We start from the raw sequence: 25,980 nt of genomic DNA on the forward strand, positions 1-25,980 counted from the left end.
GTTACGAAATGCCGGGAGGATTGGTTTGCCATGTGAATGTATTTAACAATATTTTTTTTAATCCTACCTTTATGTGAAAAGGCAGGCAAGTGGCGGATATCATCAATTTGTTACCGGATAATATAGCAAACCAGATCGCAGCAGGGGAAGTTATTCAGCGGCCGGCATCGGCAGTGAAAGAATTGCTGGAAAACGCTGTAGACGCCGGTGCAACGGAAATTCAACTCTTTATCAAAGACGCCGGCAAAGAGCTGGTGCAGGTCATAGACAACGGGAGCGGCATGAGTGATACCGATGCCCGTATGTGTTTTGAGCGGCATGCTACTTCCAAGATCCAAACCATCGACGATCTGTTTCATATCCGCACCATGGGCTTCCGGGGTGAGGCACTTGCTTCTATTGCCGCTGTGGCCCAGGTAGAGCTTAAATCCCGCAAACATGCTGATGAACTTGGTACTCTCATAGAGATAGATAACAGTATGGTGAAAAGGCAGGAACCCTGCCAAACTGCTCCCGGCACCAGCATCGCCATGAAAAATCTTTTTTTCAACGTGCCTGCCAGAAGGAACTTCCTCAAAAGCAATGCGGCGGAAATGCGCCATATTGTAGACGAATTCATCCGGGTGGCGCTCGCTTTTCCCCATTTACAGTTTTCTCTCAACACGAACGGACAGGAAATGTTCCACCTGGAAAAGGGGTCTCTCAAGCAAAGAATCGTAAATATCCTGGGGCAAAACTATAATTCCAAATTAGTTACTGTGAAAGAGAGTACCGACTACATGAATGTGTCGGGATTTGTGGGTAAGCCGGATACGGCGAAGAAAACACGGGGTGATCAGTTCTTTTTTGTGAACAACCGGTTCATCAAAAGTGGTTATCTCAACCATGCGGTGATGACGGCTTTTTCTGAAATGATCCCTTCTGAAAACTTCCCGCTGTATGTGCTGTTCATTGATCTGGACCCTGCGCATGTGGATATCAATGTGCATCCTACCAAACAGGAGATCAAGTTTGATGATGAAAGGATCCTTTACGCTTTTGTGCAATCTGCGGTAAAACATGCACTGGCGCAATTCAACGTAACGCCTGCATTGGATTTTGAACTGGACCCGGGCATTCAATCGCTGGATGCATTAACGCAACCTTTTACTGATCAGAAGAAAGTACAATCTGCCAATACATCTATCTACCGCTCTTTCACACAAGCCAACCAGGCGCATATGATCGATCACAGCGGTAGCAGTAACAGCAATCTCCGTAACTGGAAAGACCTGTACGGCCCTGAGGATAAACCGCTGGAAGCCCCTGCGGCTACAGCTTCCCTGATAGATGAACGCTGGCAGGAAGCGGCTACGGATCAGAAAGTACCGGTGCAGGTGCATCAGCAATATATCTTGTCTCAGATAAAATCAGGTTACATCTTAATAGATCAGCGGGCTGCGCATGAACGGATCCTTTACGAACGTTATCAGCGGGCACTTTCTGAAAAACCAATTGCTACGCAGCAAAGTCTTTTCCCGCAAACGCTGGAACTGTTACCGGCAGATGCTATTGTGATTGCAGAGATGCTGCCGGACCTGCAGGCTTTGGGTTATGACCTGGAACCTTTCGGGCTGCACACTTTTGTGGTGCGTGGTACGCCTGCGGATATTCAGACGGGTAATGAACAGGCCAGCATAGAGGGTTTGCTGGAGCAGTTCAAACATTTCAGTCATGAATTAAAACTCAACCGCCGCGAACATCTTGTTCGTTCCATGGCGCGCAACAATGCTATTCCGGTTGGAAAACCGCTGGGCACAAGGGAAATGCAGAATATCATTGATGAATTATTTGCCTGTACCACACCCAATGTTTCTCCGGGCGGCAGGTATACTTTTATTTCCTTCAAGCTAAACGACCTAGAGCGGATGTTTGACAGGGGTGCCTAAAATTTCTGTTACTTCTTTCAGCTGCTGATAGAGCATAGCAAATGCGCTGTAATTTCTTTGGTAAACGGCCAGGTGTTCTGCGCCTGGTTCAAAAACCCTTGCAGCAGCGGCTGGATCAAACTGCCAGGCATCTATTTTTTCCAAAGCATGCCATCCCAGCAAAGCTGCGCCCAGTGCGGAAGCATCTTCATCCTGGTGCAGGATCATGGGTTTCTGGAAAATGTCTGCCAGCAATTGTATCCATAATGGTGAGGCGGTGAAACCTCCGCTTACAGTGATTTCCCTGATGGGTGTTACCACATTTTCCAATGCTTCTCCCACGCTGTACAATCCAAAACAAATTCCTTCTATCAATGCACGTTGAAAATGTGGCGCGCTGTGTTGTTGCTGCATTCCAACAAAAGCTCCGCGGGCATGACTATCCCATACAGGTGCCCGTTCTCCCAGCAAATAAGGTAAACACAACAATCCATCAGACCCGGGAGGTGCTGTGAAGGCGGTTTTCAGGAAGTCGTTGTAATCAGACCAGGGCAGGAAGGATTTAGAGAACCATTGCAATGCGCCGCCGCCATTGTTGGTGGCGCCGCCACAAACGTAATGTTCAGGGGTGAGCACATAAGAGAACAATCTTCCTTTTTCATCTTCTGCAGGTTTGGCCGTCATCATCCTGATGGCGCTGCTGGTACCGATTGTGAGGGCAGCATGGCCAGGTTGTACTGCTCCGCTTCCTAATTGTGCCAGGCAGCCGTCACTGCTGCCGGCCATGATCAGTGTATCTGGCGAAACTCCCAAAGCTCCTGCCATGGCGGCATCCATGCCAATCAGCAAACGGGTGGTTTCTACCGGGATGGGCAAACGTTCGTCAGTAATGCCTGCTGCCTGTAAAGCTTCGGGGCACCAGTCGAGTGTGCGGATATCAAATAATCCTGTTGCCGAGGCAATGGAATAATCTGTGATGAATTCATGGAAACAGCGATGCAGGAATAATTCCTTGATGCCAATAAAACAGGCGGCCTTTTCAAATACCTCGGGCTGGTTTTCCCTGATCCATTGAATTTTGCATAAAGGAGACATGGGATGAATGGGGGTACCTGTTGCCGCGTAGATCCTTTTGCCCGCTGCTGTATTTTTCAGTGCGGCGGCGTACTTTTCGCTGCGGTTATCTGCCCAGGTCATCAGTGGCGTGAGGGGTTGTCCGTTCCCGTCTACTGCCATGAGGCTGTGCATAGCACAACTCAGGGTAATGGCGGCAGGGGCGGAACCCATTTGTGCCACAGTGTGCTGAATAGTGCTGATAATAGCTGCCAGTACCGCTTGCGGGTCTTGCTCGCTAAAGCCAGGTTGTGGATGCAGTGTTGGATATGCCTGCCTGTGTGCAGCAGATATCTGGCCGTTGGGATGTACGGCAACTGCTTTGGCGCTTCCTGTGCCAATGTCAACTCCCAGGATATAAGGTATGTTAGTAGTCATAGAATAGAAGCCGAAAGTAAAAAACACTTTTCATTTCCGCATTTAATTTATAGATTTAAAGCCTTACAGGTCAAATCTTTCATAAAATCCACGTGCAAATGGCTTTTGAGATAAAAAAACAAGCGAAGGTGTATGATGTTTGCATCATTGGCTCCGGAGCCGGTGGCGGCATGGCAGCAAAAATACTGTCCGAAGCAGGTTTAAAGGTAGCGCTTCTGGAAGCGGGACCCAAATACGATCCTGCAGATCCTGCTCAGCAAACCCAATTGAAATGGCCATATGAATCTCCCCGTCGTGGTGCTAATACAACACGGCCTTTCGGAGATTTTGATGCGGCATATGGCGGATGGGAAATTAACGGTGAACCTTACACGCAAAAGAATGGTAGCAAATTCGATTGGTTCCGCTCCCGTATGCTGGGAGGCCGGACTAACCACTGGGGGCGCATCTCCCTGCGTTTTGGACCGAACGATTTTAAACACGCAAGTATTGACGGACATGGTGACGATTGGCCAATTGGTTATGATGATGTGAAACCTTTTTACGACAGGGTGGATAAACTGATCGGTGTGTTTGGCTCCAAAGAAGGGATCCATAATGAACCAGATGGATTTTTCCTTCCTCCTCCCAAACCCCGTTTGCATGAGCTGATGGTGAAAAAGGCGGGCGATAAATTGAATATCCCGGTGATCCATTCCCGGCTGTCTATTTTAACAAGGCCGGTTAATAAAGAACGCGGCAGCTGTTTCTTCTGTAGTCAGTGCAGCCGCGGATGCAGTGTGTATGCGGATTTCTCTTCTTCTACCTGTTTGGTTAAACCGGCTATGAAGATCGGCACGATGGACCTTTACACAGAAGCCATGGCGCGTGAGATCCTTACTGATACCAGTGGTAAAGCAACAGGGGTTTCTTATGTTGACAGAATTACTTTAGAAGAACATCAGATCAGTGCGCGTGTGGTGGTGTTAGCTGCCAGTGCTTGTGAGTCTGCGCGTTTGCTGCTCAATTCAAAATCTCCAGCGCATCCTAATGGCCTGGCCAATTCAAGTGGTGTAGTAGGTAAATATCTGCATGATTCTACCGGTGCATCCAGATCAGCATTCCTTCCTGCATTGATGAACCGCAAGCGGTATAATGAAGATGGTGTGGGTGGTATGCATATGTATGTTCCCTGGTGGCTGGATAATAAAAAGCTTGATTTCGCGCGTGGTTATCATATTGAAATGGGTGGAGGCATGAGCATGCCGGGTTATGGATTTGGTTTTGGGGTGGAGAGTGTGCAGGCTAAAGATCCTTCCCGGGTAGCTAAGACTGCTGGCGGGTACGGGGCTTCGCTGAAAGAAGATTACCGTCGTTTTTATGGCGCTAACATTGGGTTTGCAGGAAGAGGCGAAGCCATTCCGCGGATAGATAACTATTGCGAAATTGATCCTACCGTGGTGGATAAATTTGGTATTCCGGTGTTGCGTTTTAATTATACCTGGAGCGAACATGAGATCAAACAGGCCAAACATATGCAGGATACTTTTGAGCAGCTGTTCCATGAAATGGGGGCTATTCCAAATGGTGTGAAAGCTGGGGCTGATACCATGTACGGGCTGGAGAATCCTGGTCGCATTATTCACGAAGTGGGTACTGTGCGGATGGGGAATGATCCTAAAACTTCTGTGCTCAATAAGTTTAATCAAGCGCATGATGTGAAGAACCTGTTTGTAGTAGATGGTGGTGCATTCGTTTCGCAGGCGGATAAAAATCCTACCTGGACGATCCTTGCATTGTCTATGCGTGCATCTGAATACATTGTAGATGAATTGAAAAAACAAAATCTCTAATTATCATGGATAGAAGAGAATCGTTAAAAGCCTTGATGATCGGCACTTTATCCTCCGGTGTGATCCTGAGTGCCTGTTCGCCTAAACCGAAAGAGGAAGCCAAAGTGGGTGCGGGTGTGTTGAAAGATTATGGCCGGACGCCAGATGAGGTGTTACGGGATAATGATTTGCTCGCTGAGAAATTCTTTACGGATGCGGAGATGAAGAGCATTGTTGTGCTCGTGGATATCATCATTCCGAAAGATGAACATTCCGGTAGTGCAACGGATGCCAAGGTGCCGGACTTTATAGAATTCATTGTAAAAGATCAGCCGAGATATCAAACGCCTATGCGTGGTGGTTTACGTTGGCTGGATGTGCATTCTTTGAAGAAGCATAATAAGTCTTTTACGGAACTGGCGCCTGCTGAGCAAATTGGTGTGGTGGATCAGATTGCGTTTCCTGAGAAAGCGGCACCTGAGTTAAGTCAGGGGGTGGCTTTTTTTAGTACGATACGGAATTTGACGGCTACGGGGTTCTTTACGAGTAAAATGGGATTGGAGGATCTGGGGTATAAGGGAAATCAACCGAATGAGTGGGATGGTGTTCCGGCGGATGTGTTGCAGCAGTATGGGTTGGCGTATGATGAGAAGATGCTGGCGGTTTGTTTGAAGAAGGAAGATCGGGGGAAGGTGATGACCTGGGAGAGTTAGGGGGAATCGAAGAAGAATGGCAGAGAAAAAAGCCGTGTTAGCGACACAAAAATTAAAGAGAAAAATACCTCCAAGCATGGGGTGCCGGTGAAAATTAGCGACACAAAAGCTAAAAAGAAAAATACCTCCAAGCATGGGGTGCCGGTGAAAATTAGCGACACAAAAGCTAAAAAGAAAAATACCTCCAAGCATGGGGTGCCGGTGAAAATTAGCGACACAAAAGCTAAAAAGAAAAATACCCCAGCACGGGGCGCAGGTGAAAATCAGCGACACAAAAATTAAAAAGAAAAATCCCCCCCCGGCAGGGTGCGCAGGTGAAAAATGGAATCTGTTTAATTAACACATATAAAAGAGGGTGTTTCATTTAGTCGAAACACCCTCTTTTCATTTTATGTATTCGCTTTGAAAACCCTGTTCAACCAGCGTAACATAATAAATATGATCCCCGCTGAAAAGATCAGCAGCACAAAGTTTACAAGGAAGTAATTCGCCTTATTCTCATACAGATCCCATGTAGCCGCTAATACCCCGGATAATTTATTCCCCATGGAAGTAGCCAGGAACCAGCCACCCATCATCAGAGAAGTCAATCTCGGCGGACTGAGTTTGGACACCAATGAAAGTCCCATCGGACTTAATAATAATTCTCCTGCGGTGATCACACCATAACATCCAAAGAGCCACCAGAAAGAAGCTTTTTCTGTTCCATTGCCACAGGCTATCACAGCAGCTACCATCATAAAAGTAGATAAGGAAGAGATCACCAGCCCCCATGCAATCTTAGTTGGTGTGGAAGGTTCTTTCTTTCGTCTTCTCAGGAAAGCAAAGAAAGCTACTACCAATGGTGTGAGTATGATCACAAAAAATGGATTCACGGACTGAAAGAGTTCTGTATTGATCAGGCTCAGGCTGCCACCTTCCGGCGGCATTTTTTCCGGTGCTACATTTTTCAGGTATACTGGTCTTCCTAATTCCTTCACCGGTTGGCCAGCCGCATCTTTGATCACACGGAATTCCTGATCGTAGGAAACAACGGTATCCAGTTTATTGGTAACGGTTTGCGAGAGGAGCAATGTTTTAGCGGGTGCTACCAAGGGCGCAGGCATTTCCCTATCTGTATAATATTGTGCCCAAGTGGTGAGGGCGGTGCCATTTTGTTTGAATACGGCCCAGAATAAAATGGAGACGGCGAAGATAGCCAGCAATGCTTTTACGGGTTGTTTATCTGTAGCACCTGCTTTACGAAGCAGATTGGCAAAGAAATATACAATAGGCAAACAAGCGAAAATGAAGGCGTCTGTAGAATCTGTGCCGAAGATATTATTAGGAATGAACCATCCGATAGCCCCAACTACCAGAACAGGAATGAATACCTGTGCAAAAATGCTGTTCAGGCTCATGTCTCCCGGCTGTTCCGGTTTGCGGACATCTGCATGGCGATAATGTTTAAGGCCGATCACAAAAATGATCACGCCCAGGAACATGCCTATACCGGCAGCAATAAATGCAGCGCCCCAGCCAATGGTATTTCTTAGGTAAGCGGCAATGAACGTACAGATAAAAGCGCCGAGGTTGATACCCATGTAGAAGATATTATACCCGGTGTCTTTCAGTTCTTTGTATCGGTCATCATTATATACATTCCCCAGCAGGGTTGAAATATTGGGTTTGAAAAAACCGTTACCTATACAGATGAGGGCAAGGGAGGCATAAAAAACGGTGAGATTGTGTACAGAAAGGCCAATGTAACCGATGCCCATCAGGATCCCTCCCCATATAATAGATTGGATATATCCTATTTTCCGGTCTGCCAGCAGGCCACCCACAAAGGGGGTGAGGTAAACGAAGGCGATGAAAGTTCCGAAGATATCTACGGCTGTTTTGCGATCCATGGCCCAACCGCCGGTTTCAGCATCTGTGAGGTACATCTGTAAAATGGCCAGGAGGAGGTAGAAGCCGAACCTTTCCCACATTTCGGAAAAGAATAAGAACGGCAGTGCGGCCGGATGCTTGCGGTTAGAACTCATTTTAGCAGGTTGTTTTGATGTGGCTAAAAATAACAACAATTCCCCATAGGGGCCAAATTTAATGATGCCTTAACGGGGCGATTTATTAACTTGTATGTCCCGCGGGATGGGCGTTTTCCTGAAGCCCTCTGTAAAAACGATTTAGCAAAGGAACCACCCATAGATTTTATTGGATATTCTAAAGAATTTTCTATTATATTGAACGAAAATTTATCAAATCATGGTTACGGAAAAGAATAACAAAGGAAACCAGATTTCACGTAGATCATTTCTAACGGGCACAGCAACAGCTGCCGCAGGATTCATGATCGTTCCACGTCACGTATTAGGAGGTAAAGGATACACAGCACCAAGCGACAGGTTAAGAGTAGCGGGCATCGGTGTTGGCGGTAAAGGAGAAAGTGATCTCGCTGAGTTCGCAAAAGGACCGGCAGATATCACTGTATTGTGTGACGTACACGACAGCCGCGCGGCAAATTCTGTTAAACGTTTCCCGAAAGCGAAGTTCTATAAGGACTTCCGTGAGATGCTGGACAAAGAACACAAGAACATTGATGCCGTGTCTGTATCCACACCGGATCACAACCACGCTATTCAGGCAATGGCTGCTATGCAGCTGGGCAAGCACGTGTATGTGCAAAAGCCATTAACCCATGATATTTATGAGGCGCGCATGCTCACCCAGGCTGCGAAGAAATATAAAGTAGTGACGCAAATGGGTAACCAGGGTGCTTCCGGAGATGGCGTTCGCCAACTGATGGAATGGTATAATGCCGGCATCATTGGTGATGTGAAAGAAGTATACTGCTGGACTAACCGTCCGGTTTGGCCACAAGGTATTCCCTGGCCTTCACAACCTTCTCCTGTTCCATCAGATCTGGACTGGAACCTCTGGTTAGGTACTGCTCCGCAGAAGGATTATGTAAATAAACTGGTTCCTTTTAACTGGCGTGGCTGGTGGGATTACGGTACAGGTGCTCTTGGAGACATGGGTTGCCATATCGTTGAACCTGCGTTCCGCGTACTGGACCTCGGTTATCCTACTTCTGCTGAAACCAGTGTGGGTAGTGTTTATGTAGATGAGTTCAAACAAGGTTATTTCCCTGATAGCTGTCCTCCTTCTTCTCATTGCATCATGAACTTTGCCGGCAAAAATGGCAAACCGGATGTGAAGTTACATTGGATGGATGGTGGTATTCAACCTGCGCGTCCTGAAGAGCTGGGTCCTAATGAAAAAATGGGCGACGGCGGTAACGGTGTTATCTTCATTGGTACAAAAGGTAAGATGATGTGCGGTACTTATGGTGTGTCTCCTACCCTGTTACCTACTTCCCGTAATAAAGAGGTGAGTGTGGCACAAACCATTGCACGTGTACCGGAAGGGCACTATGTACAATGGGTGAATGCTGCGATTGCTGGTTACGGTAAGAAAGAACTGAGTTCTCCATTTGAGATCGCTGGTCCTTTAACAGAAACTTTGCTGATGGGTAACCTGGCTATCCGTAGCTATGATGTTCGTCGTCCGAAAGCAAATGGTAATGGTTTTGATTTCCCTGGCCGTTACATCAAATTGCTCTGGGATAGCCCGAACATGAAGATCACTAACTTTGATGAAGCGAATCAGTTTGTGAAGAGGACTTATCGTGAAGGTTGGAAACTGGGCGTGTAAGAATTTTATATACGATGGTTGAAAGGGCGTCCCAGTGCGGGATGCCCTTTTTTTATGATCTTTGTACACAAATGTTTTTTGTGTGCGCGTTTTGTTTTTTTTATTTGCGTTGATTGGACGTAAATATGTTTTTTAGGTGTATCGGTACTTTTTCTGAACGATGTTTCCTGCAATATCGTGTACCCATAACCGTATGCTCTCTCCTTTTTCTATATTTCCGAGATCGAATTCCCAGAGGTCTACTTTCTTTATGGCGAAGCCCGTTCTTTTTTCTGTTCCTGCGGCGTTTTCGATTGCCACTTTTACGCTTGTTATGCGGTGTTTTCCTTTTGCTTCTACTTCGATCGTTTGCTCTTTTACGCTCGCTATTACTTCCGGTTTGTGGTAGGCATCCTGGAAGGCTGCGTTGAAAGCCGTTTGGTTTGGCTTGGCGATGGATTTATAGAAGGCCTTTTTAGCCGGGTCTTTAACGGCGGCTTTGGCGAAGTCGTTGGCTCTTTTGAAACGTTCCTGGTTCGCGATCTGGGTAGGGGTTTTGGGTGGGTATTTGCAGGGGCGGTTGCACATCACGGTTTTGCCGTTCCGCTGACGGAAGACGATCTGCTTTGCGAAGGTGCCTGTGGCTCCTTTTGTGATGACGTTATGTTCAGATACTGCCATAGGTACTAAGGTAAGACTTATTTCTTGATTTTCACTTCGAATCTTGAGCCTATGTGGAACGAATATAGGGTATTAGATTGTATAGGGAGGGAACCGGGCGTGTTTCAAGAGTGTGATTCCGAAAGAATCATATTGACTGAATCACTTTCATTTTTTAATTTACATTTGATGTTAATTAAAAATTAATATCTTTGTAATGGTTATTACTTTTGCGGATAAGAAGCTAGAGAAGCTGATCAATGATGATAAAAAGCTGCTACTGGAGTATGGCAAACCTCAGGCGAGGACGATCAAGAAACGCTTGCAACAGTTAAAGTTTGCTGCTACTCTTGAGGAAGTGCGGTATGTGTCGGGAAACTATCATGAACTTACTAATAAAAGGAAAGGGCAATGGGCCTGCGACCTCATACAACCGGACCGGTTGGTTTTCACTCCTCATGAAAAGCCTATTCCTTCCAATGAATATGGACAGTATATCTGGCAGAAAATTACCGGCGTAGAAATAATTGAAGTTATCAACTACCACAAAAAAAAGTGAACATGTTAAAGGAAAATCAATATCATCCTCAGTCTATATTACATCCGGGAGAAACATTGGCAGAGAAGCTGGAGGAAATGGGAATGGGACCCAAGGAGTTTGCACTGCGAACGGGCAAACCGGAAAAAACGATCACTGCCGTACTGAAGGGAGATAGTTCGATTACTGCGGATATGGCTGTTCAGTTTGAAAGTGTGACCAAGATTCCGGCGAACTTCTGGATGAACTACCAAAGGGGGTATGATGAATTCATAGCCAGGAAAAAGCGTCAGAATGCTATAGCGCAGTCTGTTGAATGGGCGAAATCGTTCCCCTTGAATGAGATGATCAAAAAGGGGTGGCTGCCTCCGGGTAATAATGCTCAGGAGAAAACAATAGCCATGCTGGGCTTTTTTGGGTTCTCTCATCATTCTGCCTGGGAAGATTATTACTTTAATCAACAGCTAAAAGTAGCCTTTCGTATCTCACTAGCCAATACCAGGGAACCGTTTGCTATTTCTGCCTGGTTGCGTAAAGGAGAACTTCAAGCAGCCGTGTTACAGGCTAAGGAGTATAAAGAGAAGAAGTTCAAAGAGGCATTGCCCGCTTTAAAGCGCATCATGGCTGAGCACCCGGCGGATTTCTTTCATCAGTTACAGGATATTTGTCTGGAAGCCGGTGTAAAAGTGGTGCATACTCCTACCCTCCCTAAGGCTCCGATATGTGGCAGTACCCGGTGGTTGAATGATACCCCACTTATTCAATTAACGGGGAGATATAATCGGAATGATAGTTTCTGGTTTACTTTTTTTCATGAAGCGGGGCATATCCTGTTGCATGGTAAAAAGGATATTTTTCTTGAGAAAGTGGAATATTCTGATAAAGATCTCAAGAAGGAAAAAGAGGCGGATGAATTTGCGGTGAAATGGACATTAACGGAGGAGGAAGAAGCGACTATACTGGCGGCTGTGCCACTTGATGAACAGAAGGTAAGAAGCTTTGCTGCGCAGTTCAATACGCATCCGGCAATCATAATTGGCAGATTGCAACATAAGCAGTTAGTGCCGTATTCATTGGGGAGGGAATACTTTGAGCCTGTGGTGTTTGAATAATTTGATGATCATCGGAATATCTATTGAAGGATAGAATTGGTTTAAAACAAATGATGGTAATTGACCAATAGTGAAGCAATTGCTGAAGAGTGCGACGCAACGGGGGATTGATTGAAAAACAAATGCCGGGTACCTAAAAACTACCCGTTTAAATAAAAAGGAGATAGCCGATGGTGACTATCTCCTTTTCTGTTTTAATATTCTAATACAAAGAATCCACTTTGTTTTATGCCCTGATAGATGAGGACATAGTAGTGTACTCCTTTCGTTAGTTTGTTGCCCTTATTATCGAGACCTCTGAAAACATTGCCGGTGTTGTTGTAACCTCTCGCTTCGAACACGATCTTACCGTTAGCGTTGGAGATGTAGAGCTGGTTATCCGGGTATTGGCGGATGCCTTCTATCATCAGGAAGTCGTTGATGCCATCTCCGTTTGGCGTTACGGCATCATTCACTTTTATGTAACCGATGATGCCGGTTACTTCCAGGCTCTGCTCTACTGCGATAGCTGCTAAGTAATTATTATTACCTGGCTGCGTGGCGGTAACTTTTGTGATGCCGGCTTTCAGGGCTGAGATCAGGTTGCCGTTTATTGTTGCAATGGTGGTATTTTCTATCACATAAGTGATAGGCAGGCCGGAACTTGCTGTGGCACCAGGATCAAAAGGTGGCTCTCCTGCCGTGCGTTGGATCATTGTACCGAAGCTGATGGTTTGTGCGGCTTTGGCTATTACGAGTTGCTGCGGTATTGCTGTGGCAGCGTTGTAATTTCCATCTCCTGGCTGGGTTGCCGTGATCGTTACAGTGCCTGCTCCAACGATGTGGATGTTGCCGTTTACGATGGTGGCTACATTTGGATCAGAACTGGTGTAGATGATACCCAGGCCGGATGTTACCGTTGCACCGGCAGCGAAATCTGCATCGCCGTATGTTTTTGCGGGTAAGGTCGCGAAGGTGATTGTTTGTGCTGCTTTCTGAATGGTGAGGATACCGTTTACATAAGTGAATGTGTAATTGGCCGCAGCTGCACCTGATGCGGTGATCGGATGTGTGCCGCCGGTTGTTCCTGTAGCATTTATGCTTATTGGTGTTGTGAATACAGCTTCTGTTTCTCCAAACACGAATCCTGTTATTGTGTACGTGAATACTGGGTTTGGTTGGCCGTATACTTTTGTTTTATCGTCCGCGGTAACGGTGAGCGTTTTCTTGTTTACCGTGAGCGTTACGCTTACATCTGCTGCTGCGTTGTAATTAGCATTGCCTGCCTGGTGTGCTGTGATCGTTGCTGTGCCTGCTCCTGTGATGTGGATGTTGTTGCCGACGATCGTGGCTACACCTGTGCTGGTATAAGTAATAGGCAAGCCGCTGCTGATAGTTGCGCCGGGGGCGAAGTCTGCATCGCCGTAAGTTTTTTGCAGGGCGTTGAAGATGATGGCCGCCGTGGCTTTCTGAATGGTGAGTGTACCTGGCTGGTAGACGAAACTATAATTAGCAGCGGCAGCGCCTGTTGCTGTAATATTATAAACACCTACTGCCGTGCCGGCATTTGTTGTAATAGTTACCGGGGTGGTGAATGCAGCTTCTGTATCCGGACTTACCAATCCTGTTATCGTGTACGTAAGCGTTGGTAACGCCTCTCCGTAGTTGATGGTTTTATCATTTGCCGTTACGGTGAGTTGTTTTTTATTCACCGTGAGCGTTACACTTACATCTGTGGCAGGATTGTAATTACCATTTCCCACCTGGTGTGCGGTGATGGTAGCTGTGCCGGCTCCGGTAATATGGATGTTGCCGTTTACGATGGTGGCTACACCTGTGCTGGTATAAGTTATCGGCAAACTGCTGCTTATTGTAGCGCCGGGAGCGAAATCTGCATCACCATATGTTTTTGTTGGTAATGTAGTGAAGGTGATCTGCGCGGTGGCTTTTCCAATGGTAAGCGTGCCATTTACATAATTGAATGTGTAGTTAGCTGCTGCTGCACCTGATGGTATGATGGGATAAGTGCCCACATTTGTGCCGGTTGCGCTGATGCTTACCGGTGCTGTGAATGTCGCTTCTGTATCCGGGTTTACGAATCCTGTTATCGTATAAGTGAGTACCGGGGTGGGATCTCCGTAGGTTTGAGTTTTATCCGCAGCGGTAACGGTTAACTGTTTTTTATTCACCGTGAGCGTTACGGGTACATCTGTGGCTACGTTGTAATTTGTATTCCCTGCCTGCTGTGCGGTGATCGTTGTTGTACCAGCTCCTACTATATGAATATTACCGCCTGCAATAGTAGCGACATTGGTGTTGCTGCTTATATATGTAATAGGCAATCCGCTGGCGATCGTAGCGCCGGGAGAAAAGTCTGCATCACCGTATGTTTTTACTGGTAATGTAGTGAAGCTGATCTGCACGGTGGCTTTTCCGATCGTGAGTATGCCGGGTATATAATTGAATAGATAGTTGGCTGCTACTGCGCCTGATGCGGTGATCGGGTATGTGCCTACGTTGGTGCCGGTTGCTGTGATGCTTACTGGCGTAGTGAATACGGCTTGCGTTTCTGTCCCCGCGAATCCTGTTATGATGTAAGTTAACGTTGGCAGCGCTTCTCCATAATTGATGGTTTTATTCTCCGCTGTTACGGTGAGTTGTTTTTTATTCACCGTTAATGTTACGGGTACATCTGTGGCAGCATTGTAATTACCATTTCCGGCCTGGTGTGCGGTGATCGTTGCACTTCCTGCTCCCGTAATATGGATATTACCATTTACGATGGTGGCTACGCTGCTGTTATCGCTTGTATAAGTAATGGGCAAGCCGCTGCTGATTGTAGCACCGGGAGCGAAATCTGCGTCGCCGTATGTTTTTACGGGCAATGCAGTGAAGGTGATGTTTGCTGTGGCTTTCACAATAGTGAGTATGCCAGCTACATAATTAAATGTGTAGTTGGCTGCTACCCCGCCAGATACCGTGATCGGATAAGTGCCCACATTGGTGCCGGATGCGCTAACGCTTACCGGTGTCGTGAACGTGGCTTCTGTATCCGGATTTATGAACCCTGTTATGATGTAAGTGAGGGTTGGTAATGCATCACCGAAGCTGATGGTTTGGTTACTGGCCGTTACGGTCAGTTGTTTTTTATTCACCGTGAGCGTTACGGGTACATCTGTGGCTGGGTTGTAATTACCGTTCCCTGCCTGCTGTGCAGTGATCGTTGTTGAGCCAGCTCCAACGATATGAATATTACCGCCTACAATAGTAGCGACATTCGTGTTGCTGCTTATATAGGTGATCGGTAAGCCATTAGGGATCGTAGCTCCGGGAGCAAAGTCTGCATCGCCGTATGTTTTTACGGGCAGGCCGCTGAAGCTGATCTGCGCTGTGGCTTTTCCAATGGTGAGTATGCCCGGTTGATAAACGAAATCGTAGTTAGCTGCTGCTGCACCTGATGCTGTTATCGGATATGTGCCCACGTTTGTGCCGGTAGCGGAAACGCTTACCGGTGTTGTGAGTACTGCTTCTGTTTCACCGGGGATGAAACCAGTTATTGTATGCGTGAATGTTGGCAGCGGGTCTCCGAAATTGATGCTCTTATCTTCCGCTATTACAGTCAGTTGTTTTTTGTTGACAGTTAATGTTAGTGGCGCATCGGGGGATGGGTTGTAATTAGCATCTCCCACCTGATGTGCAGTGATCGTTGCGGTACCGGCTCCCACGATGTGGATGTTTCCGCCAACGATCGTGGCTACGCTGCTGTTATCACTTGTATAAGTGATAGGTAATCCGTTGCTGATCGTAGCACCGGGAGCGAAATCTGCATCGCCGTATGTTTTTGCCGGCAGCGATGCAAAGGAAATATTAATGGTGGCTTTTTGAATGGTGAGCGTTGCCGGCACAAAGAGGATATCGTAATTATCCGCAGTGGCTCCGCTAAGCGTAATGGTATAAACACCTATAGCAGTGGTGGCGTCTGTTGTGGCGATCACAGGGGTGAGCAATGCGTTTTCATTTTCGCCGGGAGCGAAACCTGTTGACGTATACGTGAGCGTTGGCAATGGCTGGCCATAGTCGACCGTTTTATTCTCTGCGGTGAACGTGAGCGTTCTTTTACCAATGGTCAGTGTTTGGTCTACATCGGTGGCGATTTCGTAGTTATTGTTAGTTCCGTCCTGTGAGGCGGTGATGGTAACTGAGCCTATTCCTACAATGTAAACAAGGCCATTGTCGATATAGGCTATCAGTGGATCAGAACTTGTATATGTTACAGGTAAACCATTGCTCACAGTGGCACCGGGACTGAACGCGTTATCACCATATATTTTTGCGGGTATCGCATTAAAGGTGATGCTTGCAGCTGCAGGCAGGATCGTGAAGGAACCTGGCACATAGCTGAAATCATAATTAGCGGCTGCTGCTCCTGAAACGTTGATATTATATTGACCAGCGTCTGTGGCAACATCTCTTGTGATGCTTACGGGCGTGGTGAATACGGCTTCTGTTTCCGGGTTTACGAATCCTGTTATGCTGTAAGAGAGTGCTCCTGGCAGTGGTGCAGCGTCTCCGTAAGTAATGGTGATATCATCTGCTGTTACGGTGAGTGTTTTTTTGCTGACGGTGATGGTGACGATCACATCTGGTGCGGGGAAGTAAGAAGCATTTCCTACTTGTGAAACGGTGATGTTAGCCGTTCCTGCTCCAACAACATGAATCTTTCCGGCAACGACGTCAGCCACACTGGCATTGTCACTGCTGAAAGAAAGCGGTAAAGATGAAGAGGCGGAACCTGCTGGCGTGAAGTCCGCATCTCCGTATGTTGCGGTAAAGTTTGAGATCGTAATGGTTTGTGCGGTTCTTACTATAATCTGGAAATTTTGCTCAGGAGCAAAAGGAGATCCGGCAAATGCACCATCCACAGCCTGTACACTCCAGTAATATGTTTTATTGGACTGAAGTCCTTTAATAGTAGTGGTGTTCAATGATCCGGTGTTACCGATCTTCACTACTTTTCTGAAACCGGTGAGGATATCAGACATGGCCGGCTTTAGGTTTCCCTGGCCGGCAACATCACTGATGTATACATTATAGTTGAGTCCGTTCTGCGGAGTTTGTGTATCTGTGGTTTTGTCCCAGGAGAGGATCATGCTTACGCCATCCACATGGGGGATTGAATTTAAATTGGTTGGTGCAGTTGGGATGGTGTTTGCTGCCGGCGGAGCATCGTTCCTGTAAATATTGGTGATGAGTGCTGTGCCGTTGTATCCTGAAGTTATGATATCGAGGTCGTTGTCATTATCGTAATCTGCCCATGCGGCGGTAGAATTAGATACGCCGGTTAAAGTATGGCTGTTTACAAAAACTGCGGCTCCGTCATTGCGGTATACCTGGCTGATGCGGGTGCTGGAGAGTAACTCACCTGTGAATAAAAGATCCAGATCTCCATCGTTGTCGCAATCACCCCAGGCTACGGAACCGTTTATAATAGCAGGTAAGGAATTGACGATATCTTCAAACGTTCCATCTCCTTTATTGTGATACAGTTTAGTAATATAGAAAAAAGTATTATCCCGGCCTGTTAATATAACATCCAGGAAACCATCATTATCATAATCGCCCCAGGCTACGGAACCGTTTTCAACACCGAGTATTGTTACACCAACGTTTGCTGCTGCAAATGTTCCGTTCCCTCCATTACTGTAGATATAACTGACCCGTTGGTTTGCATTATTGAAACCTGCTAATAAGATATCCTGATCACCATCATTATCATAATCGCCCCAGGCTACCGAAGAGTTAGATACGCCATCTAATGATATGCCGCTATTTACAAATTGACCACTCCCTGTATTAGTATAGATCCGACTGATCTTTGTTGAGCCGTTTAATCCTGTCAATAAAAAATCCAGGTCTCCATCGTTATCATAATCTGCCCAGGCTACGGAACCACTTTCCACACCAGGGAGTACAACACCAACACTGACGTCTGTAAATCCGGTCCCACCATCATTACGGTACATATAGGTAAAGCCTGAACCTGTTAATAACAGATCCAGATCTCCATCGTTATCATAATCACCCCAGGCAGAAGCAGCATTTGTAACACTGCCCGGAAGGGTTATACTATTTGTAAATGAAGCGCCCCCATACCTGTAGATCAGACTCTGTTTAGTAGTATTGCCTGTGTTTGATCCTCCTGCTATTAAAAAATCCAGATCACCATCATTATCATAGTCAGCCCAGGTTACGGTACTGAATTGCAGTCCGGGGATAGCAGGAGCCACGCTTCCTGTTACATCCGTAAACGTCTGCGCCTTTATCCCTGTGGTGAAACATAAGCATAAGAAGAATAGTATATTTCGAGTCATAGTTATTGTCTTTTTACTTACCACCATTTAAATGGAAGGGCGATATTATTGATGCGGTAGTTGATGAACACTTCATGGGAACCACCACTAAAGCGACTGATATTCTGACTGTTGCCTACTGAGAAGATGTAACCATATCCCACCTGCAATGTTTTCTGGAAACTATATTGTAATGATGCGTTCATTTCTCCGGTACTGCGATAGGTGGCGCCTACACCCAATGTTTCCTGGATGAATAAAGTGGCGCCTGCATCCAGTGCGCGGCTTTTGTTGAGCACGTTCCAGATCAAAGCGGGTGCAACAGAAAGCTGCTCATTGATGGGTAATAACACGCCGGCTGATAAATAACCGTTGCTTTCTACGGGTACATCTTTATAATCTTTGAGGGGGATCCTTGGCATGGATGCACCAAAGTAAAAACGTTCTCCATGTAACACGAGTCCTGCTCCCACAATGCCTCTCCATTGATTGATCTGTTGCTTTTGCGCCAATGCGGGATCTCCTCCTCCCAGGCCGGTATAGTTGGCTGAGAAGTTATCTGCGCCACCATAGAAACCTAAACTTAAATATTCTGTTTTGCTGAGCTTCACGGTTTTGGAAAGCATCAGGCCTAAGGAGGTATACTTATTAACTGCTACCGATTTATGTTCTGCTACCACACCGATGGACATCCCGGGATCGTTAATGAAAGTGCTGCCGGAAAAGCTAAAGGTAGATGGGGCATCGTTGATACCTGTCCATTGTTTTCTTCCGGCGGCGGTGAAACTGGTGGAGGAATCCATGCTTTGCATCGCGGGATTCGCTAACGCAGCGTTCCGGTTGAAGTTGGGGAAGACGAATGTTTCCTGCGCATTTGCCTGAGTGCCAAGCAAAAGCAGGAGTGCACACTGCCATAGGTATCTTGTCATTACTAGTTGTTTTATCTCTGTGATGTTACAGGTGGAATTGATGGCCCCGTATTTTATGCTGCCTTGCCCTTTTGCGGACACGAAAAACCAGCACAAAGTAAACACTATCTGCGCGATTCTACAATACCCATTATGTGTCAAAATTATCTCATATCAAAAAAGGCGGATAATCGTTTGATTATCCGCCTTTTAGCTAGTATTCGAGGACGAAGAAGCCGCTTAGCTTTTTGCCCTGATATAAGAGGACGTAATAATATACTCCCCTGGTTAGTAAGGTGGTACCGCTTCCGGCGAAACCTCTGAAGGTATTATTCGTGTTATTATACCCTTTGGCCTGGAACACTATTTTGCCTGATGCGTTGGAAATATAGAGCTCGTTATCCGGGAACTGGCGGATGCCTTCTATCAGGAGATAATCATTAATCCCGTCTCCGTTTGGTGTTACGGCGTCTTGAATTTTTATCGTGTTGCCGGTTACGATCTCCAGTTCCTGTGTTATGGCTGCAGCCGGTTCATAATTATTATTACCTGGCTGCGTGGCAGTGACCTTTGTGAAACCGGGTCTTGTAGCTGTGATCCGGTTGGCGGCTAAGGATGCAATGCTGACGTTTTCTATCTGATAAGTAATGGGCAGACCGGAACTTGCTGTGGCACCAGGATCGAAAGCCGGTCCTCCTGTTGTGCGTGTTGCCATTGAGCTGAACGTGATGGTTTGGGTGGCCTTGTTTACTATCAGTTGTTGCGTTGCGGGTGTGGCGGCATTGTAATTATTATTACCGGGCTGCGTTGCCGTGATGGTTGCCGTTCCTGCTCCGGTGATGTGAATGTTGCCGTTGGCTACGTTGTTGTTGCTGCTGGTATAAGTGATGGGTAATCCGCTGCTGGAAGTAGCATTGGGATTGAAGTCGGCATCGCCATAGGTTTTATTTGGCAGCGCGTTGAAGGTAATTGTTTGCGCTGCCTTCTGAATAATGAGTGTGCCGGATTGGTAGATGAAATCATAATTCTCCGCTGCTGCATTTGAAGCTGTGATCGGATAAGTTCCTGCGTTAATGCCTGTGCTGGTGATATAAAGCGGGAAAGTGAATGCGGCTTCTGTGTCTGGATTCACTAACCCTGTGATGGTGTAGGTAAATGCAGGGTTTGGTTCTCCGTAGACCTTTGTTTGATCATTTGCTTTTATGGTGAGGGTTTTCTTACTCACCGTGAGGATTACGCTCACATCTGCTGCTGCTTCGTAATTATTATCCCCTGCCTGTTTTGCAGTGATCATTGCTGTACCTGCTCCTGTAATGTGGATGTTGTTATTGATGATCGTGGCTACGCCGGTACTGGTGTAGGTAATAGATAACCCGTTGCTAATAGAGGCGCCGGGGTTAAAGTCGCCATCCCCATACGTTTTCGTTGGCAGCGTCACGAAGGAGATGGTGGATGGTGCTTTATTGATTGAGAGCACACCATCCGTGTAAATGAACAAATAGTTATTGGCTGTTGCATTTGCCGGTGTGATCGGATACGTTCCTGTATTGCTGGCGTCATTAGCAGGTGTAGTGATAATTACCGGCGTGTTGAATACGGATTCCGTTTCTCCATTTTCAAACCCTGTTATGGTGTAAGTGAGCACCGGGTTTGGTTTTCCGTATGCTTTGGTTTTATCTGCAGCAGTTACGGTGAGTTGTTTTTTATTTACCGTGAGCGTTACGCTTACATCTGTGGCTGCGTTGTAATTACCATTTCCTGCCTGGTGTGCTGTGATGGTAGCTGTACCGGCTCCGGTGATGTGGATGTTACCGTTTACGATGGTGGCTACATTACTGTTGGCGCTTGTATAGGTAATGGGCAATCCATTGGCGATGGTGGCGCCGGGGTTTAAATCTGCATCGCCATATGTGGCTTGTTGTGCATTGAAAATGATACTCGCCGTTGCCTTTTGGATGGTGAGCGTTCCTGCCTGATATACGAAATTATAATTATCGGCGGAAGCGTTGGTGGCAGTGATCGGGTATGTGCCGGCATTTGTTCCTGTTCCGGTGATGTTTACCGGTGTAGTGAATGCTGCTTCTGTATCTCCATTTGTTAACCCGGCTATCGTATAAGTGAATGTTGGTAAAGCATCGCCATAGGTGATGCTTTTATCTTCGGCGGTAACGGTGAGCTGTTTTTTGTTTACGGTGAGCGTTACGGGAACATCTGTGGCTGCATTGTAATTACTGTTACCGGGTTGTTTTGCGGTGATCGTTGTTGTGCCGGCTCCGGTGATGTGGATGTTGTTGTTTATAATAGTGGCTACAGTATTGTCGCTGCTTGTATACGTGATGGGTAATCCGTTGCTGATCGTAGCACCTGGATCAAAATCTGCATCACCATATGTGGCTTGTTGTGCGTTGAAAATGATATTCACCGAAGCTTTTTGAATAGTAAGCGTTGCTCCCTGGTAAGTGAAATCGTAATTGGCGGCAGCGGCATTGGAAGCTGTGATACTAAAAATACCTGCATCGCCCGTGGCATCTGTTGTGATGTTTACCGGTTGGGAGAATACGCTTTCCGTTTCCCCGGTTATGAAACCTGTTACATCATACGTGAGTACAGGCAATGGATCGCCGTAGGTGATGGTTTTGTTTGCTGCGGTTACGGTGAGTTGTTTTTTACTTACGGTAAGCATTACGGGTACATCTGCGGCTGGATCATAGTTGCCATTTCCTACCTGGTGTGCTGTGATGGTAGCTGTCCCTGCTCCGGTAATATGAATGTTGCCGTTTACGATGGTGGCTACCCCTGTGCTCGTATAAGTAATGGGCAATCCATTGGGAATAGTGGCGCCGGCGGCAAAGTCTGCATCTCCGTATGTTTTCACTGGCAATGTAGTGAAGGAGATGTTTGCTGTTGCTTTCTGAATGGTGAGAGTGCCCCGTTGGTAGATGAAATCATAATTAGCAGCGGCGGCACTGGCAGCATCGATGTCATATACACCAACGTTACTGCTGGCGGTAGCGGTTGTGGAAATGCTGATGCCTGTGGTGAACACACTTTCTGTTTCTGTCGGAATGAGGCCGGCGATGGTGTAAGTGAGTGGGGGCAAAGCATCTCCGTAAGTGATTGTTTTATTCTGAGCAGTGACGGTGAGTTGTTTTTTACTTACGGTTAGTGTAACAGGCACATCTGTTGCCGGAAGGTGGTTTTGATCTCCGGGGTATTTTGCTGTGATCGTTGCGGTACCTGCTCCCGTAATGCGAATATTGCTGCCGGTGATAGCAGCTACATTTGCATCTGAAGTGGTATAGTTTGTTTGCTGGCCATTGGTTATTGTGGCCGCAAGGGCAAAGTCTGCATCTCCGTAAGTCTTTACCGGCAGGCTGCTGAAGCTGATCTGTGTGGGTGCTTTTTGAATGGTCAGTGTTCCGGGGAGATAGGTGAAATCGTAATTAGCAGCTACGGCTCCGGTTGCGGTGATATTGTAAGTGCCCGCATCGCTGGTGGCATCTGTGGTAATATTTACCGGTGTGGTAAATACGCTTTGTGTTTCTGGTGTTACTAAACCCGATATGGTGTAAGTCAGCACTGGTAAAGCATCGCCGTAAGTAATGGTTTTGTTTGCTGCGGTTACGGTGAGTTGTTTTTTGCTTACGGTGAGGGTTACCGTTATATCCGGTGCCGCAATATACGCACTACTGCCAACCTGGGATGCTTTGATATTTGCCGTTCCGGTTCCGGTAATATGAATTTTTCCTCCCACGATGGTGGCCACACTCGCATTGTCACTGCTGAATGTTACCGGCAATGATGAACTGGCCGTTGCAGCGGGTGTAATATCTGCATCTCCGTAAGTGGCGGTAATGTTTATAAAGGAAATTGTTTGCGGCGCTTTTGTGGTGAAGGACCGTTCTGTTGCAAATGGTGATCCCGCATGGGCAGCGTCAATGGCTTGTACACTCCAGTAATAGGTTGTACTTAACTCAAGACCTTTGATCGTATCCCTGTTGAGAGACCCGGTGTTTCCTGTAGCTACTACCCTTCTGAAACCATTGCTGGTATTAGACAGGGGGGATTGGCGGGTTACTGCTCCGGGAGTTTGACTGATATAAACATTATAGTTAAGACCGTTCTGAGCTGTCTGCCCATCTGTTGCTTTCTGCCAGGTGAGCACTGCGCTTTTACTGTCTGCAGATAATGTTACCTGCAAACCAGCGGGTGCTGTGGGTTTTGTATTGGGTGTGCCAGTATTATTTTTATAGACCGCGTAGGCATTGGAGGAAGCGGTACCTGTTATCACCAGGTCCAGATCGTTGTCGTTATCATAATCAACCCAGAAAGTCCTTGTTCCTGCTTCTGTGGGCGTGATAGCGGCTGCCTCTTCAAATGTACCATCTCCTTTATTGTGATAGATCTTCGTTGTGAAGGACGTAGACGATGAATTGGCAAATCCCGCCATCAATATATCCAGGTATCCGTCATTGTCATAATCGCCGAAGGATGCAGAACCATTTTTGCCGTTATTCCTTAATGGTGCGAAGGGCAGGGTAGTCTCATAAAGATTACCATCTCCCGCGTTACGAAGTATCTTTGGGTTCGTCCCGACACCGGTAATTAAAAGATCCTGGTCTCCATCATTATCATAATCCCCGGAGGCCGCGGAGGGGCTGGAGGGAATCATCGAAATGCCGGAGGTGGATTGAAATGTTCCGTTTCCATTATTCCAATACATCCTGTGGGCCATTTGTCCGCTACTATTAGTCCCTGTGCTAATGAGGTCCTGATCACCATCATTGTCAAAGTCTTCCCAGATGAGGGTGGCATCGTATGCACCTGTCAGCGGAATCCCACTGTCCTCAAACGTTCCGTCTCCTTTATTACGATAGATCTTGCAGATAGCCGCTCCTCCTCCAGGACTGAGGCTGCCGGTTAATGTAATGTCCTGATCGCCATCATTATCATAATCACACCAGGCCACCGTACCAAGGTAAAGGGTGGGAAGCGGAATGCCGGCATCTTCAAAAGTTCCGTCTCCTTTATTATGATAAACAAAACTTATCCCTCCTGTCAGTAAAATATCAAGGTATCCGTCATTATCATAATCACCCAGGGCAGCGACACCATCCTGCAATGGAGCGTAAACCATGGTCCTGCTATCAAATGTACCATCTCCTTTATTAAGATAGACCTTATTGCCGAATGTATCATGCACCACGAATGCATCCAGGTCCCCATCGTTATCAAGATCACCCCAATGGTAGGTGCCTGGGCCTAATGGCACTGACGCGAACGGTAATTTTTCGAATAATGGTGTTGTAAATTCCTGTTCTGCAGCAAAAGCAGAGCCGGCAAAAGCAGCATCAACAGCCTGTACACTCCAGTAATATTTTTTGCCGGGTGTTAATCCTTTAATGGTATCTCTCCCAAGGCTGCCTGTATTACCGACGGCAGCTATCTTTCTGAATCCATTGGTGGTATTGGACATTGATGATTGGCGGTTTCCCCCGGCTGGCGTTTCACTTACATATACATTATAACTGAGCCCGTTTTGTGGTGTTTGTGCATCGGTGGCTTTTTGCCAGGAGAGCGTTGCGCTTTTACCATTAGGAGACAGCACAACCTGTAACCCTGTTGGGGAAGTTGGTTTTGTATTGGGAGTGATAGCATTATTTCTGTAGATCCTGGTGAGAGGATTTATAGCTCCTCCACCATCATAATACATCCCCGTTTGCAGGATGTCCAGATCTCCGTCATTATCATAATCGCCCCAGGCAACGGAACCTTGATGAAGTCCGTTGAGGGATATACCACTATCTTCAAATGTGCCATCTCCTTTGTTACGATAGATCTTACATGTTCCGGCAGAACCATAAGCGCCCGATATTAAAATGTCAGGATCGCCATCATTGTCATAATCTCCCCACGCGATGGAAAGCTCATAAAGTCCAGGTAATGGGGTATTACTATCTTCAAATGTGCCATCTCCCTTATTATGATAGAGCTTATTGAAATAGGCACCGTTTCCAGTACCTGCTATTATGAAATCAAGGTTCCCATCATTATCATAATCTGCCCAGCCGAGGGAGGAAGCATAAAGAGCGGGAAGAGAGACTCCCCCATCTTCAAACGTACCATCTCCTTTATTACGATATAGCTTGCCTCCGTTTGAAAAATCCGATAATAAGAAATCAAGATCGCCATCATTATCATAATCTGCCCAGCCAACGGAAGAATTACCGCCGGTAAAATTACTAATGAAGGGCAGTGTAACCCCGCTATTTTCAAATGTGCCATTTCCTTTATTACGATAGAGTTTACTGTCATAGCCATAGCCAGTACCCGGGTAGTAAAAGCCCGTCAATAAGATATCCAGATCGCCATCATTATCATAATCGCCCCAGGCAACGGAACCCTGCAACATTGCTGGTAAGGATATGCCGCTATCTTCAAATGTACCATTTCCTTTGTTGCGATAAACCTTACTGACAGCCCCCAGGTTTGAACCGCCCATCAATAAAATATCCAGGTCGCCATCATTATCGTAATCACCCCAGGCTGCGCTGACGTCACTCAAGTTATTCAGGATGATCCCGCTATTTTCAAATGTTCCATCTCCTTTGTTACGCCAGATCTGGGTGGCATAACTATAGCTGGTACCACTAGGATTACCCGTTAATAAGATATCCAGATCACCGTCATTATCATAATCGCCCCAAACAGCAGAAGACTCCCAGATACCTGGTAAAGGAGCCGAGAGCTGATCCACCTCTGTAAATTGTTGTGCCTTAAGGCTGGTAGTACTTATACAGATCAGGAATAAAATAAATCGATTCATATTTTTATCT

At 46.6% G+C, this 25,980-nt stretch carries 13 protein-coding genes; 7 read left to right on the plus strand and 6 right to left on the minus strand.

Going from position 1 to position 25,980, the window contains the following annotated elements; all coding sequences use genetic code 11:
* Positions 1–89: 89 nt before the first annotated feature.
* On the plus strand, positions 90–1,928 hold the full coding sequence (gene mutL, locus GFS24_RS15000) for a DNA mismatch repair endonuclease MutL (RefSeq protein WP_371730815.1): 1,839 nt from the start codon (positions 90–92) through the stop codon (positions 1,926–1,928).
* On the opposite strand, the gene GFS24_RS15005 is transcribed toward mutL, so the two are convergent.
* On the minus strand, positions 1,899–3,398 hold the full coding sequence (locus GFS24_RS15005; protein WP_153660539.1) for a gluconokinase: 1,500 nt from the start codon (positions 3,396–3,398) through the stop codon (positions 1,899–1,901). The genes mutL and GFS24_RS15005 overlap by 30 nt on opposite strands.
* A 98-nt stretch (positions 3,399–3,496) precedes the next feature.
* On the opposite strand from GFS24_RS15005, the gene GFS24_RS15010 reads away from it, so the two are divergent.
* The 3 genes from GFS24_RS15010 (at position 3,497) to GFS24_RS15020 (ending at position 6,204) form a co-directional block, all read left to right on the plus strand.
* The gene (locus GFS24_RS15010; protein ID WP_153660541.1) at positions 3,497–5,230 is read left to right on the plus strand and encodes a GMC family oxidoreductase; all 1,734 of its coding nucleotides are present in this window, start codon (positions 3,497–3,499) and stop codon (positions 5,228–5,230) included.
* Positions 5,231–5,235: 5 nt separating this feature from the next.
* Positions 5,236–5,922: a gluconate 2-dehydrogenase subunit 3 family protein gene (locus GFS24_RS15015; protein WP_153660543.1), complete on the plus strand. Its 687-nt coding sequence runs from the start codon at positions 5,236–5,238 to the stop codon at positions 5,920–5,922.
* An 87-nt stretch (positions 5,923–6,009) separates the two neighbouring features.
* Complete coding sequence (locus tag GFS24_RS15020) at positions 6,010–6,204, plus strand: hypothetical protein (RefSeq protein WP_153660545.1); 195 nt, start codon at positions 6,010–6,012, stop codon at positions 6,202–6,204.
* A 107-nt stretch (positions 6,205–6,311) separates the two neighbouring features.
* On the opposite strand, the gene GFS24_RS15025 is transcribed toward GFS24_RS15020, so the two are convergent.
* Entirely contained in the window at positions 6,312–7,949 is a 1,638-nt protein-coding gene (locus tag GFS24_RS15025) for a peptide MFS transporter (protein WP_153660547.1), read from the minus strand.
* Between the two features lie 220 nt (positions 7,950–8,169).
* Between GFS24_RS15025 and GFS24_RS15030 the strand changes: the two genes are divergently transcribed.
* Entirely contained in the window at positions 8,170–9,618 is a 1,449-nt protein-coding gene (locus GFS24_RS15030) for a Gfo/Idh/MocA family protein (protein ID WP_153660549.1), read from the plus strand.
* Positions 9,619–9,750: 132 nt separating this feature from the next.
* Here the strand turns inward: GFS24_RS15030 and GFS24_RS15035 are convergent, their stop codons facing one another.
* Positions 9,751–10,278, minus strand: coding sequence for a hypothetical protein (locus GFS24_RS15035; RefSeq protein WP_153660551.1), 528 nt, complete (start codon positions 10,276–10,278; stop codon positions 9,751–9,753).
* A 196-nt stretch (positions 10,279–10,474) separates the two neighbouring features.
* Between GFS24_RS15035 and GFS24_RS15040 the strand changes: the two genes are divergently transcribed.
* Positions 10,475–10,816, plus strand: coding sequence for a type II toxin-antitoxin system RelE/ParE family toxin (locus GFS24_RS15040; RefSeq protein WP_153660553.1), 342 nt, complete (start codon positions 10,475–10,477; stop codon positions 10,814–10,816).
* Between the two features lie 2 nt (positions 10,817–10,818).
* Positions 10,819–11,907: a HigA family addiction module antitoxin gene (locus tag GFS24_RS15045; protein ID WP_153660555.1), complete on the plus strand. Its 1,089-nt coding sequence runs from the start codon at positions 10,819–10,821 to the stop codon at positions 11,905–11,907.
* A gap of 194 nt (positions 11,908–12,101) precedes the next feature.
* Here GFS24_RS15045 and GFS24_RS15050 read toward each other — a convergent pair whose 3' ends face one another.
* From GFS24_RS15050 to GFS24_RS15060, 3 genes are all read right to left on the minus strand, one after another.
* Positions 12,102–18,257 (minus strand): MBG domain-containing protein, encoded by a 6,156-nt coding sequence (locus GFS24_RS15050; RefSeq protein WP_173003089.1) that lies wholly within the window; start codon positions 18,255–18,257, stop codon positions 12,102–12,104.
* A gap of 17 nt (positions 18,258–18,274) precedes the next feature.
* Complete coding sequence (locus GFS24_RS15055; RefSeq protein WP_153660560.1) at positions 18,275–19,165, minus strand: PorP/SprF family type IX secretion system membrane protein; 891 nt, start codon at positions 19,163–19,165, stop codon at positions 18,275–18,277.
* A gap of 193 nt (positions 19,166–19,358) precedes the next feature.
* A complete protein-coding gene (locus GFS24_RS15060) occupies positions 19,359–25,970 on the minus strand; it encodes an MBG domain-containing protein (RefSeq protein WP_153660562.1) in 6,612 nt (2,203 codons plus the stop codon).
* Positions 25,971–25,980: the final 10 nt, after the last annotated feature.

It is taken from the genome of Chitinophaga sp. SYP-B3965 (assembly GCF_009647655.1).
In the GTDB taxonomy this organism is placed as follows: domain Bacteria; phylum Bacteroidota; class Bacteroidia; order Chitinophagales; family Chitinophagaceae; genus Chitinophaga.

Coding starts and splice junctions, on each gene's coding strand:
- GFS24_RS15025 (WP_153660547.1), bottom strand. CDS start 7,949: ATGAGTTCTAACCGCAAGCATCCGGCCGCACTGCCGTTCTTATTCTTT.
- GFS24_RS15015 (WP_153660543.1), top strand. CDS start 5,236: ATGGATAGAAGAGAATCGTTAAAAGCCTTGATGATCGGCACTTTATCC.
- GFS24_RS15050 (WP_173003089.1), bottom strand. CDS start 18,257: ATGACTCGAAATATACTATTCTTCTTATGCTTATGTTTCACCACAGGG.
- GFS24_RS15055 (WP_153660560.1), bottom strand. CDS start 19,165: ATGACAAGATACCTATGGCAGTGTGCACTCCTGCTTTTGCTTGGCACT.
- GFS24_RS15010 (WP_153660541.1), top strand. CDS start 3,497: ATGGCTTTTGAGATAAAAAAACAAGCGAAGGTGTATGATGTTTGCATC.
- GFS24_RS15005 (WP_153660539.1), bottom strand. CDS start 3,398: ATGACTACTAACATACCTTATATCCTGGGAGTTGACATTGGCACAGGA.
- GFS24_RS15030 (WP_153660549.1), top strand. CDS start 8,170: ATGGTTACGGAAAAGAATAACAAAGGAAACCAGATTTCACGTAGATCA.
- GFS24_RS15045 (WP_153660555.1), top strand. CDS start 10,819: ATGTTAAAGGAAAATCAATATCATCCTCAGTCTATATTACATCCGGGA.
- GFS24_RS15060 (WP_153660562.1), bottom strand. CDS start 25,970: ATGAATCGATTTATTTTATTCCTGATCTGTATAAGTACTACCAGCCTT.
- GFS24_RS15040 (WP_153660553.1), top strand. CDS start 10,475: ATGGTTATTACTTTTGCGGATAAGAAGCTAGAGAAGCTGATCAATGAT.
- GFS24_RS15035 (WP_153660551.1), bottom strand. CDS start 10,278: ATGGCAGTATCTGAACATAACGTCATCACAAAAGGAGCCACAGGCACC.